Genomic DNA, 13450 nt, shown 5'->3' on the forward strand with positions numbered 1-13450 from the left:
GGCATCACCGGGGCGTCGCGCCCGCCAACGCCTCACATGTCTCGAACAACAGCGCGCGCACCCACTGATGCCCGGGTGAGCGATGCGTGCGCTCGTGCCATGCGAGCGTCTTGGTGAACCCCGGGATCTCGAGCGGCGGATCGATCACGACGAGCCCTTGCGCGCTTCCCCTTGCATCCTTCACGAGCCGCGACGGCACGACCGCAATCAGATCGCTCGTCAGCAAAATGTCGGGCAGCACGAGAAAGCTGTTCACCGACACCGTCACGCGGCGCGCGCGCCCCAGGCGCGCAAGCGCCTCATCGGTCACACCGCTCAGGCTTGCGCCCGCATACGACACCAGCGCGTGATCGAGCGCGCAAAACCGCTCCAGCGTGAGGCGCCGCGCAGCAGCGGGGTGATCCGCGCGCATCACGCACACGTAGCGCTCGTCGAAGAGGTGCCGCGCGTGCAAGTCGGCTGGCGTGCTTTCCGGCGTGATCAGGGCCATATCCACATCGCCGCTTTCCAGTTGCGCCTGCAGGCGCTCGTGCTGCACCGGCACGATCACGGCCCGCACGCCGGGCGCGCTTTCCCGCAGCCGCGCGAGAAACGGCACGACCACCGCGCGCAGCGCGTAGTCGGTCGAGGCGAGCGTGAGCGTCATCTCGGCCTCGGCCGGTGCGAAGGCCTGTGGCTGCAGCATCTGCTCGATTTCACTCAGCACCTGCTTGAGCGGCGCAGCCAGTTGCAGCGCGCGCTCGGTCGGCACGATGCCACGTTGCGAGCGTACGAACAGCGGATCGCCGAAACTCTCACGCAGACGCGTCAGCATCGCGCTCACGGCCGGCTGCGTGAGCGACAAGCGCTGCGCGGCGCGCGTGACGTTGCGTTCGTCGAGCAGGGCGTCGAGCGCCCGCAAGAGGTTCAGATCGAGCATTCTGATATCAACACGGTTTATGGTGAAAATAATGATCCGCGATTGGATTTATTTCAGCATAGCCCGCATGATGTCTCGTGTCCACCGCACCCAAACCGACAGCATCGAAAGGTAACGAACATGAACGAGATTTTCTGGCCCGAAGACTATTTGCCCGGCACGACCGACAACTTCTGTTCCAACGAAGTGATCGTCGCGGGCCTGTCCACCGCCGACGTCTGGCCGCTGCTCAACAAAGCGACCGCGTGGCCGAGCTATTACAGCAATTCCGCCGACGTCGGCTTTCACGACGGCCTGGGCCCCGAACTGAGCGCGGGCGCGCGCTTCCAATTCAAGACCTTCGGCTTTCCGGTACAGGCCAAAGTGACCGAGTACGCGCCGCCTGCAGCAGGCCAGCCCGCGCGCGTGGCGTGGCACGGCTGGGCCGAGGGCGACGAAGAAACGCGCCTCGACGTGATACACGCATGGCTCATCGAAGACCTTTCCGGCGGACGCGTGCGCGTACTCACGCAGGAATCGCAGAAGGGCAAGCCCGCCGTGGAGCTGGCGAAAACGCGCCCGAATCCGATGATCAACGGGCATCAGGACTGGCTCGACGGTCTCGTCGACGCCGCGCGCAAGGCCAAGGGAGCACGGTCATGAAGGCCGCCGTGCTGCGTGCGCCGGGTGGCCTCGACCAGATCGAGCTGCGCGATATCCCCGAGCCCGGCGCGCCCGCCGCCGGCGAGATCCGCGTGGAGCTGCATGCCACATCGCTCAATTTTCACGATCTGCTGGTGGCCAACGGCGCCATCCCCACAGCGGACGGACGCGTGCTGATGTCGGATGGCGCGGGCGTGGTGTCGGCCGTGGGCGCGGGCGTGACGGAGTTCAAGCGCGGCGACCACGTGGTGTCGTGCTTCTTTCCGCAATGGACGGACGGCGCGCCGTGGCAAGCCGTGGGCAACTTCGCGCAGACGCCCGGCGACGGCGCGGACGGCTTCGCGACCTTGCACGCCGTGCGGCCCGCGAGTGCCTTCACGCTCGCGCCGCGCGGCTGGACCCACGCGGAGGCCGCCACCATCACGACGGCGGGGCTCACGGCATGGCGCGCGCTGGTGGCCGACGGCGGCCTCAAGGCGGGCGACACTGTGCTGACGCTCGGCACCGGCGGCGTATCGATCGCGGCGCTGCAGATCGCGCGGATGATGGGCGCTTCGGTCATCGTCACTTCATCGTCGGACGACAAACTTGCACGTGCGAAAGCGCTGGGCGCCGACCACGTGGTCAACTACCGGCAGCACGAAAAGTGGGGCGCGCTCGTGCGCGACATCACAGGCGGCAAGGGCGTGGATCACGTGATCGAAGTCGGCGGGCCAGGCACGCTCGCGCAGTCGATCGACGCGGTGCGCGTGGGCGGCCATATCGCGCTGATCGGCGTGTTGACCGGACGCGAAGGCACCGTGCCGACCTCTGTACTGATGGCGAAACAGGCGCGCCTGCAAGGCTTGATCGTGGGCAGCCGGCGCCAGCAACAAGAGTACGTCGCGGCGCTCGACCAGGCCGGCATTCGCCCCGTGCTCGACCGCACGTTCGGGCTGGACGAACTGGCCGATGCGTTTCGTCATCAGCAGGCCGGGGCGCATTTCGGCAAAGTGTGCGCGGCGTGGTGAAGGCAATGCGGCGCCGTTTTGGCGCCGTACTGTTGATCGTCGTAAAAAGTGATTTGGATACCGAATTAATTGACGCGGTATGCGATGCGTAATGTTTCCGTTCTTTACAACGCAACACGAAGATATATAAATAAGTAGCACACGGAAATTCTGCGAACGAATCGGCCCAACAAGTCGATCGACAAATCGGCGAATAGCAAGAGCCGGGTACGTTCCATGCTCAGGAGCCCCACCATGCCGCTTTCCCGTCGTCGCTTCATGATCCTCGCCGCCTCCGTGGCTTCCACGGCAGTGCTTTCCAACGAATCACGCGCCGACGCGCCGGTGCTCTCCGAGAGCGATCCGACCGCCATGGCGCTCGGCTACAAAGCCGACGCGAGCAAAGTCGACAAGACGAAGTTCCCGCAGTTCCAGGTCGGGCAGACCTGTGCGAACTGTCAGTTGTATCAGGGCAAGCCGGGCGCACCGAATGGCCCGTGCGCGACCTATGGCGGCAAGATCGTCGACGCCAAAGGCTGGTGCGGCGCCTACGTGAAGAAGGCTTGACTTATGCGCCGCGAGGAGCACGCTGCAAGCAGTTGATCAATGCGTTTCAGGAGGCGCCATGAAGGCGGTGTGCCCGCTGCACGGGCCAACGACCATCGTCGGTACAAACGCTTACGGGTTTCCGGTTTATGCGTGTTGCCGCGACGACATTCCCTTTGTCATGCCACCGGACGCCTGTACGCGCGAGCCGGTTCAATCGGGGGATGAGCCGAAGCGCCAACCCCGGCAGCCAACGACCGGCAAGGAACCACACTGACGACCGGCGTTGACTGCGCGAACGCCACGCACACGAACGCGGTTGCCCGCGTCCGTGTGCGTTGGCATCAGGTTGCCGGTGCCGTCAGCGACGTGTTGTACGTGGTGCCTGCGATCACCACGTTGGTCAGCGTAATGCCGCTCACATTGCTCGCGAAGACCGGACCCGGCGCGGCCGACGCGGACGTTGCTGGCGTGGTCGGCGCCGCGCCCGTGCACACCGGATTGCCGAGGTTGCAGTTCGAGATCGTGACGCCGCTGATCGGACTCACGGTCGGCACCGGCAGCGGACCGTTGTAATCGACGGCCTCGGGGCCCTGCATGACGAGCGCCTGGAAGCACGAGTTCGACCCGGCCGCGAAGCCCGAAGGCATCGAGTACGACACCGCGCCCGAGACGTTGCTCGCGTTCACGTTCGTGATGTTGATGTTGCTGATCACGGACGGACTCCAGCGTACTGCGTCGCCGGACGGGCTGTAATCGCAGTCGAACGTGATCAGGCCGCCCTGGCCCGTGGACGGGTTCGTCGCGAGACCGGTCGTTCCGGTACCCGTGATCTTGCTGATCGCGGCGCCGAGCGACCCGCCGCCGTACTTGCCGGCAAGGTTCACGCCGTTGGACAGCGTCACTCCGTTGATCCACACGTTGTTGATGAACCCGCCGCGGTTCATGTTGCTCTTGAACCGCAGCGCGATATTCAGCGGATTGCTCGCCCAGTTCTCGTTTTGCATCGTCAGGTTGCGAGCATAGACGTTGCGCACGCCCGCGCTCATTTCACTGCCGATCGTCAGACCGCCGTGCCCGCTTTGCATCGTGCAGTTTTGCACGACGATGTTCTGCATCGGGCCGTACTCGGTGTCGAGGTACTTGCCGGACTTGATCGCGATGCAGTCGTCACCGGTGTTGAACTGAACGTTCTGCACCAGCACGTGGTTGCACGCGTCCGGATCGAAGCCGTCGTTGTTCGGCCCGACGCTGTCGGCGAACACGCCGTCGATCACCACGTTCGTGCAGTCGGTGGGGTGGTGTTGCCAGAACGGCGTGTTCTGCGTGTGATAGTTCTGCAAATACACATTTGTGCAGCCGATGAACTCGATCATGCACGGACGCAGATAGTGACCGTTGCCGAAAATGCGGTTCTCGACCGGCACGCGCAATTCGGAAAGCGCGGGCAGATAGTTCTGGTCCTGGTTCCAGCCCGTGCCCGTGAGCAGGCCCATTAGGGTAGTCGTCGTTCCGTACTGATTCGTGAAGGAGACGTTGGCCTGCGGGTTCTGGATTTGCGCGGCGGGGAGGCTGGTGAGCGCGACGTTGTTCGGATTCGCATAAGCCTGCGAGGGCGTTGACGAGCCCGCGCAACCGTACGTGTTGCTGCTTCCCTTGTAGGTCCACCAGCAGGAGGTTGGCGCCTGGGTGCTGGGTTGCATGGGCGTCATCGCCTGACCGTTCAGCACGCAGGTGTTGTCGTCGGCGGTGACGGCAATGTTGGTCTGGCGGAAGGCGTAAATCGGCGAGCCGAAATTCAGGCAGTCGTTCGCCTGCCAGCGCGTGTGGTACAGATTGCCGTTCGCCGTCTTGTACGGGCCATTCTTCGCGTAGTCCGCCGGGTTCGGACTGAAATAGATCGTGCAGCCCGACTCCAGGTGGAGATTCACATGGCTCAGCAGCACGATCGGGCCGCCGCAATACCAGTTGCCGGCCGGGATCACCACGCGGCCGCCACCGGCGCGGCTCGCGTCGACGATTGCGGTGTTAAATGCGCTGCACGAGTCGTATTGCGTGCCCGTGTAGTCGCACGGGACCATCACGCCGGAGCCCGGGCTTTGCAGGTCGCTGGTCGGATGCGCGGTCTGCTCCGTGCCGCCCGTCACCCATGGAATCTTGCCGCTCGGCCATGCGGTCGACGTAATCAGCGCGGAGGCGGGGAGCGTGCGCGCGCCGTAGCTCGTCACGTGAAATTCGGCGCGGTTGAACAGCGAGCGATCGACGTGAGCGAGCCTCCTGATGATGGCCGTGGCCTGGCCGTCCGGGCCCCAGATCGGGTCGCCGGCGGCGTGGCCGGGCGGCTGCGGAAGGTGCCCGCCGAAGGTGGCAGGCGTGGGGAACATGGAGTCTGCTGCTGCCGCACCGCGGCTGGCCGCGAGCAGGCTTGCGCCTGCGGACGCGCCGGCAAAGGCCATGAACGCGCGCCGTTTGGGCGAGGCGGGGGCGTTGGTGCAGCCTTCGGAGAGCAGGGGATCGTCTTTGCCTTGTGTTGTCATTTGGTTCGTTATCCTATGTTATCTCGCTGATTTATTTCGCTGACAGGGTGGCTGGACTTCGGCGGCCTTTGGGCCGCGTGACGACGCTATTGCGAACGGGAGAGGCACGGTTACAGCGAAGAGAGATCGAACAGGAGCGGCTGGCCGATCACCATGGATATTGTTGTCAGACGACATCGAAATCGTCAATCAGATTTATCTAGGTGATGAACCTGGTGCTTCCAGTTGTCGCGCATATCTACCGCTAGCTTACGGGCGTTGGGAATTTGTCTGACGAGCGGGGTGGGGTTCTCCGATGCAACGCGGGCGGCGTTGTTTGGTGTGAAGGTGTGTTGGGTATTTGTAATGGAGGCGAAGCCGATGTTGAAGTTTGCGACGCATAAGGACAGGCAACGAGTGCGTGCGGTCTTTCGGCGTTCGAACGAGCCAGCGGCGTTAGTTGATGACGAAGCCCGCCTGCGATTGTCCGGGGCGGCGATGATTGGCTGTTAATTTGGATTCCTGATTGGTGAATTCGCACGCGCATCGGCTTGGCCGGGCGAGAACACCATCGGTTGCGGCCCAATGCGGAGCGGCGAAAGCGTGGCGGTGAGCCTGCAGGGCGCACAATCGTCATTTGGCAGCCCGCTGTCTCCAGTCGGCTTCGGGCCTCGAACGCCACCCCCGGCGCTCCCGGTCCGTCAAAATAAGGGAACCGAACGGTCGACTCTTTCATATACTGCTCGTAACAACAGTCTGATTGCATTCGACCTGCTCGCTGCCGACGCAGGTGCGATTCAGGAGAAGCGGCGATCGACGCCGGCCGCCTCACTACGCGTCGCCACGCTAATGCAATCTATGCGCGGAAGTCGAGCGCGACCGGCGGCGTTGCGCCGCGTGAGTCGTGCCTATCGGACGCGTGGAGATACGCTATGAAAACCCTCCCGAGAAACTGCGCGACGCTTGCTGCCTTGGCGCTCATGCTGATGGGGTGCGCCACCGCAGGCGCGCCACAAAGCGGGCCGCATCTGAGCCCTACGGAGTGCCGTGACCTGGCCGCGCTGAAAAGCAACCCGTCGCCAACAAAGGCGCAACGCCAAAGCGAGCTTTCGGCGTTGAGGAAGGCGGGCTACGACCCGGCGCCCTGGAACGACGACCCAAACTACCCGGATGATCTACACGCGGCGCAGCGGCTGGTCGACCACTGGTTCCAGACGGATTGCCAACAGGTTCAACCCGGGTGAGATGCCCCGGCGGCCCTGCGGACCTCCTCGCACCTGGCGAGCAGCAACCGTGCGCGCCGGTAATCACGCAGGCACGACTGAACGTCGCGCTGCCTATGATTTGCCGTCGGTATAACTCTCTCGCGGAGGGTACACACCGGCGAGGCGCGCGATCAGGATCGCGACGAACAAGCTGCCGGTGATCTGTTCCACCATGCACATGCCGCGCGCCGGGCGCGTGAGTGGCGTGATGTCGCCGAAGCCGGTGCTTGTGAGGACGGTGATGCTGAAGTAAAGCGCGTCGGCATAAACGAGCCGCCCCGATTGTCCGACGATCATGTACGACTTCGGATAGAAGAATCCGATGCTCGCGTATATGTACGCCCAAAGCACGCCAATCAACAGATACGCCGCCGCCGCGCCAAACAACTTGTCAGGCGTCATGATCCTGGGCTGGAAAACGTAGCGCAGAAGATAGGCAACCGTGATGGAATAGAGCACTGCGCAGAACAGCCAGGATACGGCAAGGCTGCTATCGTCGTCGTGCCAAAGGCCGAGGTACTGGAACCACATGGCCGGAATGGCAAGCAAAAGCGCAATCGCAAACGACAGTGTCGTGCGTCCGACCGCTGCCACGGTTGCGATCAGAAGAAACATATTGACGACGTTCAGGAACAGGCGGCCACTATCGCTCGCCGGGACAAACGAAACCGCGCCGATGAGCGCGAGCAGCACGACAAACAGCCAGAAACAGCGCTGGTAGAAAATGCGAGACAGCGCTTCGCGCGTGGTATGGAAGGCCATGATGTTCTCCCCTGGGTTCGCGCATGTCTCGGCCAGACCCGCCGGGCCGCGTGTGACGGAAGTATAGAGCGGTAGCACACGCAGCCGCGTTCGCCCGCGCTGGCGCGAGTCGACCCGTGGCGGACAGTCACGATTACCTTAACAGGACGTTCGCAAGGGTGAAACCGGCTATTTGCCTTGTAATGTGGGTGGCGTTACACTGCGCCCGCGCTGAGGCGGCGCCTGGTGGCAAGCCTCCAGTGAGGGATCTGCGAGATCCCGGTGAAAACGAGTTAGGGCGAAGGAGGAAACAGTAACGTGACTGCTCCATTTTCCGGCGGCTGTGCATGCGGATCGATCCGTTACGTATGCTCGCGCGCGCCAATTGCGACGTTAAACTGCCACTGTCTGGACTGCCAGCGCTCAAGCGGCGCTCCTTTTGCTTCCGGCTTCATCGTCCGGGTCTCGGACATGACGATCACGGGGACGCCGAAGACGTACTCGGTCCGCGCCGGCAGTGGCCGGCTCGCGACTCGCAGCTTTTGTTCCGATTGCGGCTCTCCTCTGTTCACCTATGGCGAGACTGCACCAGAAGTCATGTCCGTCCGTTTCCCTACGCTCGACAATTCGTCGGAGTTTCAGCCGATGGTGGATATCTGGACATCGAGCGCCCAACCGTGGGTTTGCCTTAGTCAGACAATTCCTCACTATCCTCAGTCGCCCTGATTCGCTCACCGCTATCGTGCGATTGTGCGACTGTGCACGAGCAGCGCCCTATGTCGGCGAGGCCGTTCAAACCAGCCGCTTTTCAAACCAGTGATGGGCATAGGGTTCCGCGCTGAACGCATCGACTTCGATGTATCCGGATTGCCGGTATAGCGAAATCGCTTCGCGCAGAGCGCGGTTTGTCTCCAGGCGAATCACGCGCGCTTTGGCCTGCCGGGCACGCTTCTCCGCCTCGACAATCAACCGGCGGCCTACACCCAAACCACGGGCGGCGGGACTCACCCACATTCGCTTGAGTTCGGCCGGAGACTTCTTGTGAAACTTCAGCGCGACGCAGCCTATGGGGCTTCCATGGAGTCTCGCGACGATCAACGCGCCTTCCGGCGCCGTCAGTTCATGAGCATCTGCGGGCAGGCTCATGGACGGGTCGAATCCCGCCTCGAAGCGCTCGTTTAGCTCACCGAAGTATTGCTCAAAGCACCACTGCGCATCATCGCTATCCGGCTTCTCAAGCACGTATTGCACAAGGGATGCCTGTAGCAAACGCTCAACCTCAGACATGGCTGCGACCAGTCTGCGTCGCTGCTCATCGCTGAGCGGCTCGAGCGCACGTGAAGCGACGGCGTCGGAGAGCCGCTCGAGTTCGGCCCTTTCGGTGAGCCCTTGTGCAGTCAGGCAGGCCCGGCGTACGCGCCGGTCGTTCGGATGAGTGAGGACGGCAACAAGGTTTTGTCGCTCAAGAGACGCCAGGGTCCGGCTGACATAGCCTGAATCAAGGTTTAGCCGCGCGCGAAGCGCGCGAATGTCCGCACCGTCGACACCAATCTCCCATAGCAGGCGTGATTCACCCATCGGGCGGCCGCGTCCGAGGAAATGATCGTCGATGGCGCCGATGCTTTCGGCGACGATACGGTTAAAGCGTCGAATCTGGAGAATGTCGGCTGCGCTCATATCTCTGACTTTAGTCAGAGATATGGCTCCCGTCAACATAGAGTCGATGCTGTGCTGTCCCCAAAGGACAGGCTCGGATGAATGCCGGCCGCGTACCGCCAGCCTGTTCCAGGGCTGACGTGACGCATCCCCACGGATCAGGGTTGGCGTTTGCCGCGGCCGCCCGCGGGTTTGCCAGCTGGCTTACGTGAACCCGCAGCCGGCTTGCTGGCGGGTTTGCCGCGTGGCTTTTGCACGCTGAATGGGCTACCGCTGGTCAGGCTCGTGCCTTTGCCCGCGGCCACCGTGCGCTGCGCTGCAGGCTTGGGTTTGTTTGCGCCATTTTGCGGGCGCGGTTTTTTGCCGGGCGCCTGCACGGCACCCGTCGCCGCTTGCGGCACTTTGGGCTTCTTGGGCTTTTTGGGTTTCTTGATGATCTGCCCCGTCGCGCTGGTTTCCGGCACGCGGTGTTCGGCTTCAAAGCCCGGCTCTTCTTCACGGCGCAGCGTTTGCCGGATCAGCGCTTCGATCGCGGCCAGTTGCGGCGCTTCATCGGCGCACACGAGGGACACCGCCACGCCGCTGGCGCCCGCGCGGCCGGTGCGGCCAATACGGTGCACATAGTCTTGCGCCACGATCGGCAGATCCACGTTGATCACGAGCGGCAGGTCGTCGATATCCAGCCCGCGCGCGGCCACGTCGGTGGCGACCAGCATCTGGACTTCGCGCGTCTTGAAGCGCTCCAGCGCCCGCAGACGCGCGGGTTGCGGTTTGTCGCCGTGGATGGTGTCGACCGCATAGCCCGCATCTTCCAGCATGGCCGCCAGGTAATCCACGCCACTGCGGGTTTTGACGAACACCAGCGCGTGCTCCCAGTGGTTCTCGGCCACCAGGTGCATGAAGAGGTCGGGCTTGTTCCTTTTATCGACCGTCACCACCCACTGCTTGATTTTGCTGGCCGTTGCGTTGGGCGGGCTGACGCTGATATTGACCGGGCCGCGCAGAATGTTCGCCGCCATGGCGCGGATATCGTCGGTAAACGTGGCAGAGAACAGCAGGGTCTGGCGCTGAGCGGGCAAGGCGGCAAAAACGGCGTTGAGTTCGCGCGCAAAGCCCAGATCCAGCATGCGGTCGGCTTCGTCGAGCACCAGCGTTTGTACCTGATCAAACTGCACGGCGTTCTGTCGATTCAGGTCGAGCAAACGGCCCGGTGTGGCAACGAGCACATCCACGCCTTTGCGCAACTTCATCATCTGCGGGTTGATACTCACACCGCCGTAGGCGGCCAGAAATCGTAAGTCGAGCCCTTTGCCGTAAGCCATGAAGCTCTGCAGCACCTGTTCAGCCAGTTCGCGCGTGGGCACCAGCACCAGAACGCGCGCGCGGTTGCTCGACACCGCCGGTCCGTGTTGCACCAGCCGTTGCAGCAGCGGCAGCGCAAACCCCGCCGTTTTGCCAGTGCCGGTTTGTGCCCCAGCCATGACGTCACGGCCACTGAGGACAGCAGGAATCGCCTTGGCCTGCACCGGCGTAGGTGTCTGGTAATTGAGGTCCTGCACATTGCGCAGCAAGGGATCGATCAGGCCAAGCGAGGCAAAAGACATTGGCGTATTCCGGGCTAAAACCGCAATTCTAGCGGTTACCGGCTGATCGCGCCGCGCTGGCAAGCTGTGCTACGAGGCGGCGATGCGCGGCACCGCCGACACCCGCTGCCCGAAACAAGGATGAAATCTTGTCGGGCCATTCGTTGTGGAAATAAGCAATCCTACTCATTTGCGAGTGCTATCGCTTCGTTTGCGTTAGCGAGACGCGACCCTCAGACTATTGCTGATCGATTTGAAACATCATGTCTTTGCTGTCCGGATTCCCGATGGGTACACGCTGAATCGTCGATCAATCGGGTATTCCCAAATTCGCGCAAATCGGTAATCTGCGAGGTATTGGTGAACGAAAATGCCTCGCTGCCTGACTGCAACCATTCGGATCCTCCATGACTGAGCCTCGTCTGACGTTCCTTGACCAGAATGAATGGGAAAACTGGTTGACGCAAAACGGCGCGACCGCGACCGGGATATGGCTTCGCCTCGCCAAAAAGGGTGCCGGGAAGCCAACCTTGACCTACGAACAGGCGCTGGAAAGTGCCCTTTGTCATGGCTGGATCGACGGCCAAAAACAGACAGAATGTGAAGCATACTGGTTGCAACGCTTCACCCGACGCTCCGCGAAAAGTATCTGGTCCAAACTCAACAAAGACCGGGCCGAAGCGCTGATCGCGGCAGGCAGAATGCTTCCTTCGGGCATGCAAGAAGTCGAGAAAGCCAAAGGGGATGGCCGTTGGGAGGCCGCCTATACCTCGGCCAGCAACTCGGTCGTGCCGGACGATCTGCAGGCCGCACTGGATGCCAATCCCAAGGCCAGCGCGTTCTTTGCGACGCTGAGCGGCCGAAACCGCTACGCCATCCTGTTTCGGATACAGAATGCCAAAAAGCCCGCGACACGGGTGCGCAAGATCGAGGAGTTCATCGGCATGCTGAATCGCGGCGAAACCATTCATCCCTAGACGCGCATGATCGGCCGTTACGAAAATCCGGCTGAGCGTCGGTTTCTGCCGCCCGGAGAAGCCGCGAGGTTGCAAAAGACCGCTGCATCACGCAAGCGGACCCTCGGTATCCTTCCTGCTTACGGCGACGGCAATTGCACTACCAACAATCAGCGCTATTCCGAAGAGGGATAGCGGTTGCATCGTCTCATGCCACACGACGTAACCGAACACCGCCGCCCACACGATGCTTGTGTAGTTGTAGGGTGCGAGTCTGCCTGCGTCCGCCTGACGAAAAGCCACCGTCATTAAAAGTTGCCCGGCTGTCGCGAAGGCTCCGAGAATTGCCATAATCAGCAGCGAACCAGCGGACGGCGTTCGCCAGCTGAATAGAAGTGTGCATCCGGTAACGACCGTTCCCACCCTGGTGAAGAAGAGAACTGTCGTCTCCGAGTCGTCGGTAGAGCGAATGCGCTTTATCTGCAAGATGGACAACGCGCCAAAGACCGCGCTCAGTAGAAGGAAAGCCGGGCCGAGCCAGCTCGACTGCCCACCGCCCGGACGCACCACGAGCAGCACGCCCAGGAATCCAACGATCGCTGCCGCTATCGAACGCAGCGTCAAGCGTTCTCGCAGAATCAACGGCGCGAGGAGAATAACGATCAACGTCTCGGAATAGGCAAGCGCTACCGCTTCACCCAAGGGGACGTAAGGCAATCCCGCGAAGAAAAGGCCCGATGCGCCCAGAAGCATCAACGCCCGCACGGTTTGCCCTCCAAGATCGACATTTGCCAGTCGCCTGGTCAGGGAAACAGGTCCCACACAGCACATCATCACCGCGGGGACCAAGCCGAACAGCATCCGAAAGAACGTCACCTCATTGGCTGGATATTGCAGCGCAACCGTCTTCGCCAGCGCGTCCACCACGGCAAAGCAGAACATGGACGCGAGTATGCTGCCGATGCTGCTCAGGGGAAGGGCGTTGGCGGACGTTGCGCTGGAAGATGACATGACCTGCCGCATTAGACGTGAATCCTGGCATGATCTCATAGGCTTGGTGAGAGCCAGGCCGAAAATCATGGCCATGTGTGCGCTATCGCGACCGACCGGTCAGCGAGAGATGCGACTTGCGTGATTATCGGCTCTGCCGGTCGAGGAGACGCGCCGCATTCACCCGCCGCCGCTGCCTCTCATGCAAAAGTCATAACCCGCAACAGGGAAGCAGCGGGCCATCGGGAAGGCGGCTTTTCTCAACGCCCGGGGCGAGAAAACAGGTTGACGAGATTCCCATCCGGGTCGCGCAGCAGGAGCGAGCGATTGCCCCAAGGCATCAACGTCGTCGGCATCACGATGGTTGCTCCGGATGCATTCATCCGTTCGAACACCGCGTCGACGTCCTCCACTTCGAACTCCAGGATTGCCGATTGATTGGCTGCGGCAGTGGCGGCGCCGACATTGAATAGCTTGATCAGGTGCTCAGATGATATCGCCAGTGTAGAGCCCTCGAATCGCATTTCGGCGAACCCATCGGCCAGACGGACAGCCTCGATCCCGGAAAGCCTCTGATAGAACTCGACCAGCTTTTCGATATCCGTGGTCACAACGCGAACCGATGCGAACTTCATTTTGAACTCCTC

The 13450-nt window shown here is 62.2% G+C and carries 13 protein-coding genes; 6 read left to right on the forward strand and 7 right to left on the reverse strand.

Annotated elements, in window-relative coordinates; all coding sequences use genetic code 11:
- Nucleotides 1-4 precede the first annotated feature (4 nt).
- Nucleotides 5-919 (reverse strand): LysR family transcriptional regulator, encoded by a 915-nt coding sequence (locus tag U5A52_RS27605; protein WP_321936901.1) that lies wholly within the window; start codon nucleotides 917-919, stop codon nucleotides 5-7.
- A 120-nt stretch (nucleotides 920-1039) separates the two neighbouring features.
- Here U5A52_RS27605 and U5A52_RS27610 point away from each other — a divergent pair, with 120 nt between their 5' ends.
- The 3 genes from U5A52_RS27610 to U5A52_RS27620 all read left to right on the forward strand — a co-directional run bounded on the left by U5A52_RS27610 (nucleotide 1040) and on the right by U5A52_RS27620 (nucleotide 3117).
- Nucleotides 1040-1561, forward strand: a complete 522-nt coding sequence (locus tag U5A52_RS27610; RefSeq protein ID WP_321913217.1) for an SRPBCC domain-containing protein — start codon at nucleotides 1040-1042, stop codon at nucleotides 1559-1561.
- Nucleotides 1558-2571 carry an NAD(P)-dependent alcohol dehydrogenase gene (locus U5A52_RS27615; protein ID WP_321913218.1) on the forward strand — a complete coding sequence of 338 codons (1014 nt, stop codon included), beginning with the start codon at nucleotides 1558-1560 and terminating at the stop codon, nucleotides 2569-2571. The genes U5A52_RS27610 and U5A52_RS27615 overlap by 4 nt, the downstream gene beginning before the upstream one ends.
- Nucleotides 2572-2805: 234 nt before the next feature.
- A complete protein-coding gene (locus U5A52_RS27620) occupies nucleotides 2806-3117 on the forward strand; it encodes a high-potential iron-sulfur protein (protein ID WP_321913219.1) in 312 nt (103 codons plus the stop codon).
- Nucleotides 3118-3440: 323 nt separating this feature from the next.
- On the opposite strand, the gene U5A52_RS27625 is transcribed toward U5A52_RS27620, so the two are convergent.
- Complete coding sequence (locus tag U5A52_RS27625; protein ID WP_321913220.1) at nucleotides 3441-5633, reverse strand: glycoside hydrolase family 28 protein; 2193 nt, start codon at nucleotides 5631-5633, stop codon at nucleotides 3441-3443.
- 911 nt (nucleotides 5634-6544) lie between these two features.
- Between U5A52_RS27625 and U5A52_RS27630 the strand changes: the two genes are divergently transcribed.
- On the forward strand, nucleotides 6545-6856 hold the full coding sequence (locus U5A52_RS27630) for a DUF4148 domain-containing protein (protein ID WP_321936903.1): 312 nt from the start codon (nucleotides 6545-6547) through the stop codon (nucleotides 6854-6856).
- A 93-nt stretch (nucleotides 6857-6949) separates the two neighbouring features.
- On the opposite strand, the gene U5A52_RS27635 is transcribed toward U5A52_RS27630, so the two are convergent.
- Nucleotides 6950-7639 (reverse strand): potassium channel family protein, encoded by a 690-nt coding sequence (locus tag U5A52_RS27635; RefSeq protein WP_321936904.1) that lies wholly within the window; start codon nucleotides 7637-7639, stop codon nucleotides 6950-6952.
- A 297-nt stretch (nucleotides 7640-7936) separates the two neighbouring features.
- On the opposite strand from U5A52_RS27635, the gene U5A52_RS43340 reads away from it, so the two are divergent.
- Entirely contained in the window at nucleotides 7937-8344 is a 408-nt protein-coding gene (locus U5A52_RS43340) for a GFA family protein (protein ID WP_415774064.1), read from the forward strand.
- 66 nt (nucleotides 8345-8410) lie between these two features.
- Here U5A52_RS43340 and U5A52_RS27640 read toward each other — a convergent pair whose 3' ends face one another.
- Together U5A52_RS27640 and U5A52_RS27645 are read right to left on the reverse strand one after the other, a co-directional pair.
- Nucleotides 8411-9295, reverse strand: coding sequence for a helix-turn-helix domain-containing GNAT family N-acetyltransferase (locus U5A52_RS27640; protein WP_321913223.1), 885 nt, complete (start codon nucleotides 9293-9295; stop codon nucleotides 8411-8413).
- Between the two features lie 137 nt (nucleotides 9296-9432).
- Nucleotides 9433-10878 (reverse strand): DEAD/DEAH box helicase, encoded by a 1446-nt coding sequence (locus tag U5A52_RS27645; RefSeq protein ID WP_321936906.1) that lies wholly within the window; start codon nucleotides 10876-10878, stop codon nucleotides 9433-9435.
- Nucleotides 10879-11264: 386 nt separating this feature from the next.
- Here U5A52_RS27645 and U5A52_RS27650 point away from each other — a divergent pair, with 386 nt between their 5' ends.
- Complete coding sequence (locus U5A52_RS27650; protein WP_321936908.1) at nucleotides 11265-11834, forward strand: YdeI/OmpD-associated family protein; 570 nt, start codon at nucleotides 11265-11267, stop codon at nucleotides 11832-11834.
- Between the two features lie 87 nt (nucleotides 11835-11921).
- On the opposite strand, the gene U5A52_RS27655 is transcribed toward U5A52_RS27650, so the two are convergent.
- Nucleotides 11922-12824, reverse strand: coding sequence for a DMT family transporter (locus tag U5A52_RS27655; protein ID WP_321936910.1), 903 nt, complete (start codon nucleotides 12822-12824; stop codon nucleotides 11922-11924).
- A 239-nt stretch (nucleotides 12825-13063) separates the two neighbouring features.
- Complete coding sequence (locus U5A52_RS27660; RefSeq protein ID WP_321913227.1) at nucleotides 13064-13438, reverse strand: VOC family protein; 375 nt, start codon at nucleotides 13436-13438, stop codon at nucleotides 13064-13066.
- Between the last annotated feature and the right edge of the window lie 12 nt (nucleotides 13439-13450).

Source organism: Paraburkholderia sp. J8-2, from assembly GCF_905220195.1.
Taxonomy (GTDB): Bacteria; Pseudomonadota; Gammaproteobacteria; order Burkholderiales; family Burkholderiaceae; genus Paraburkholderia.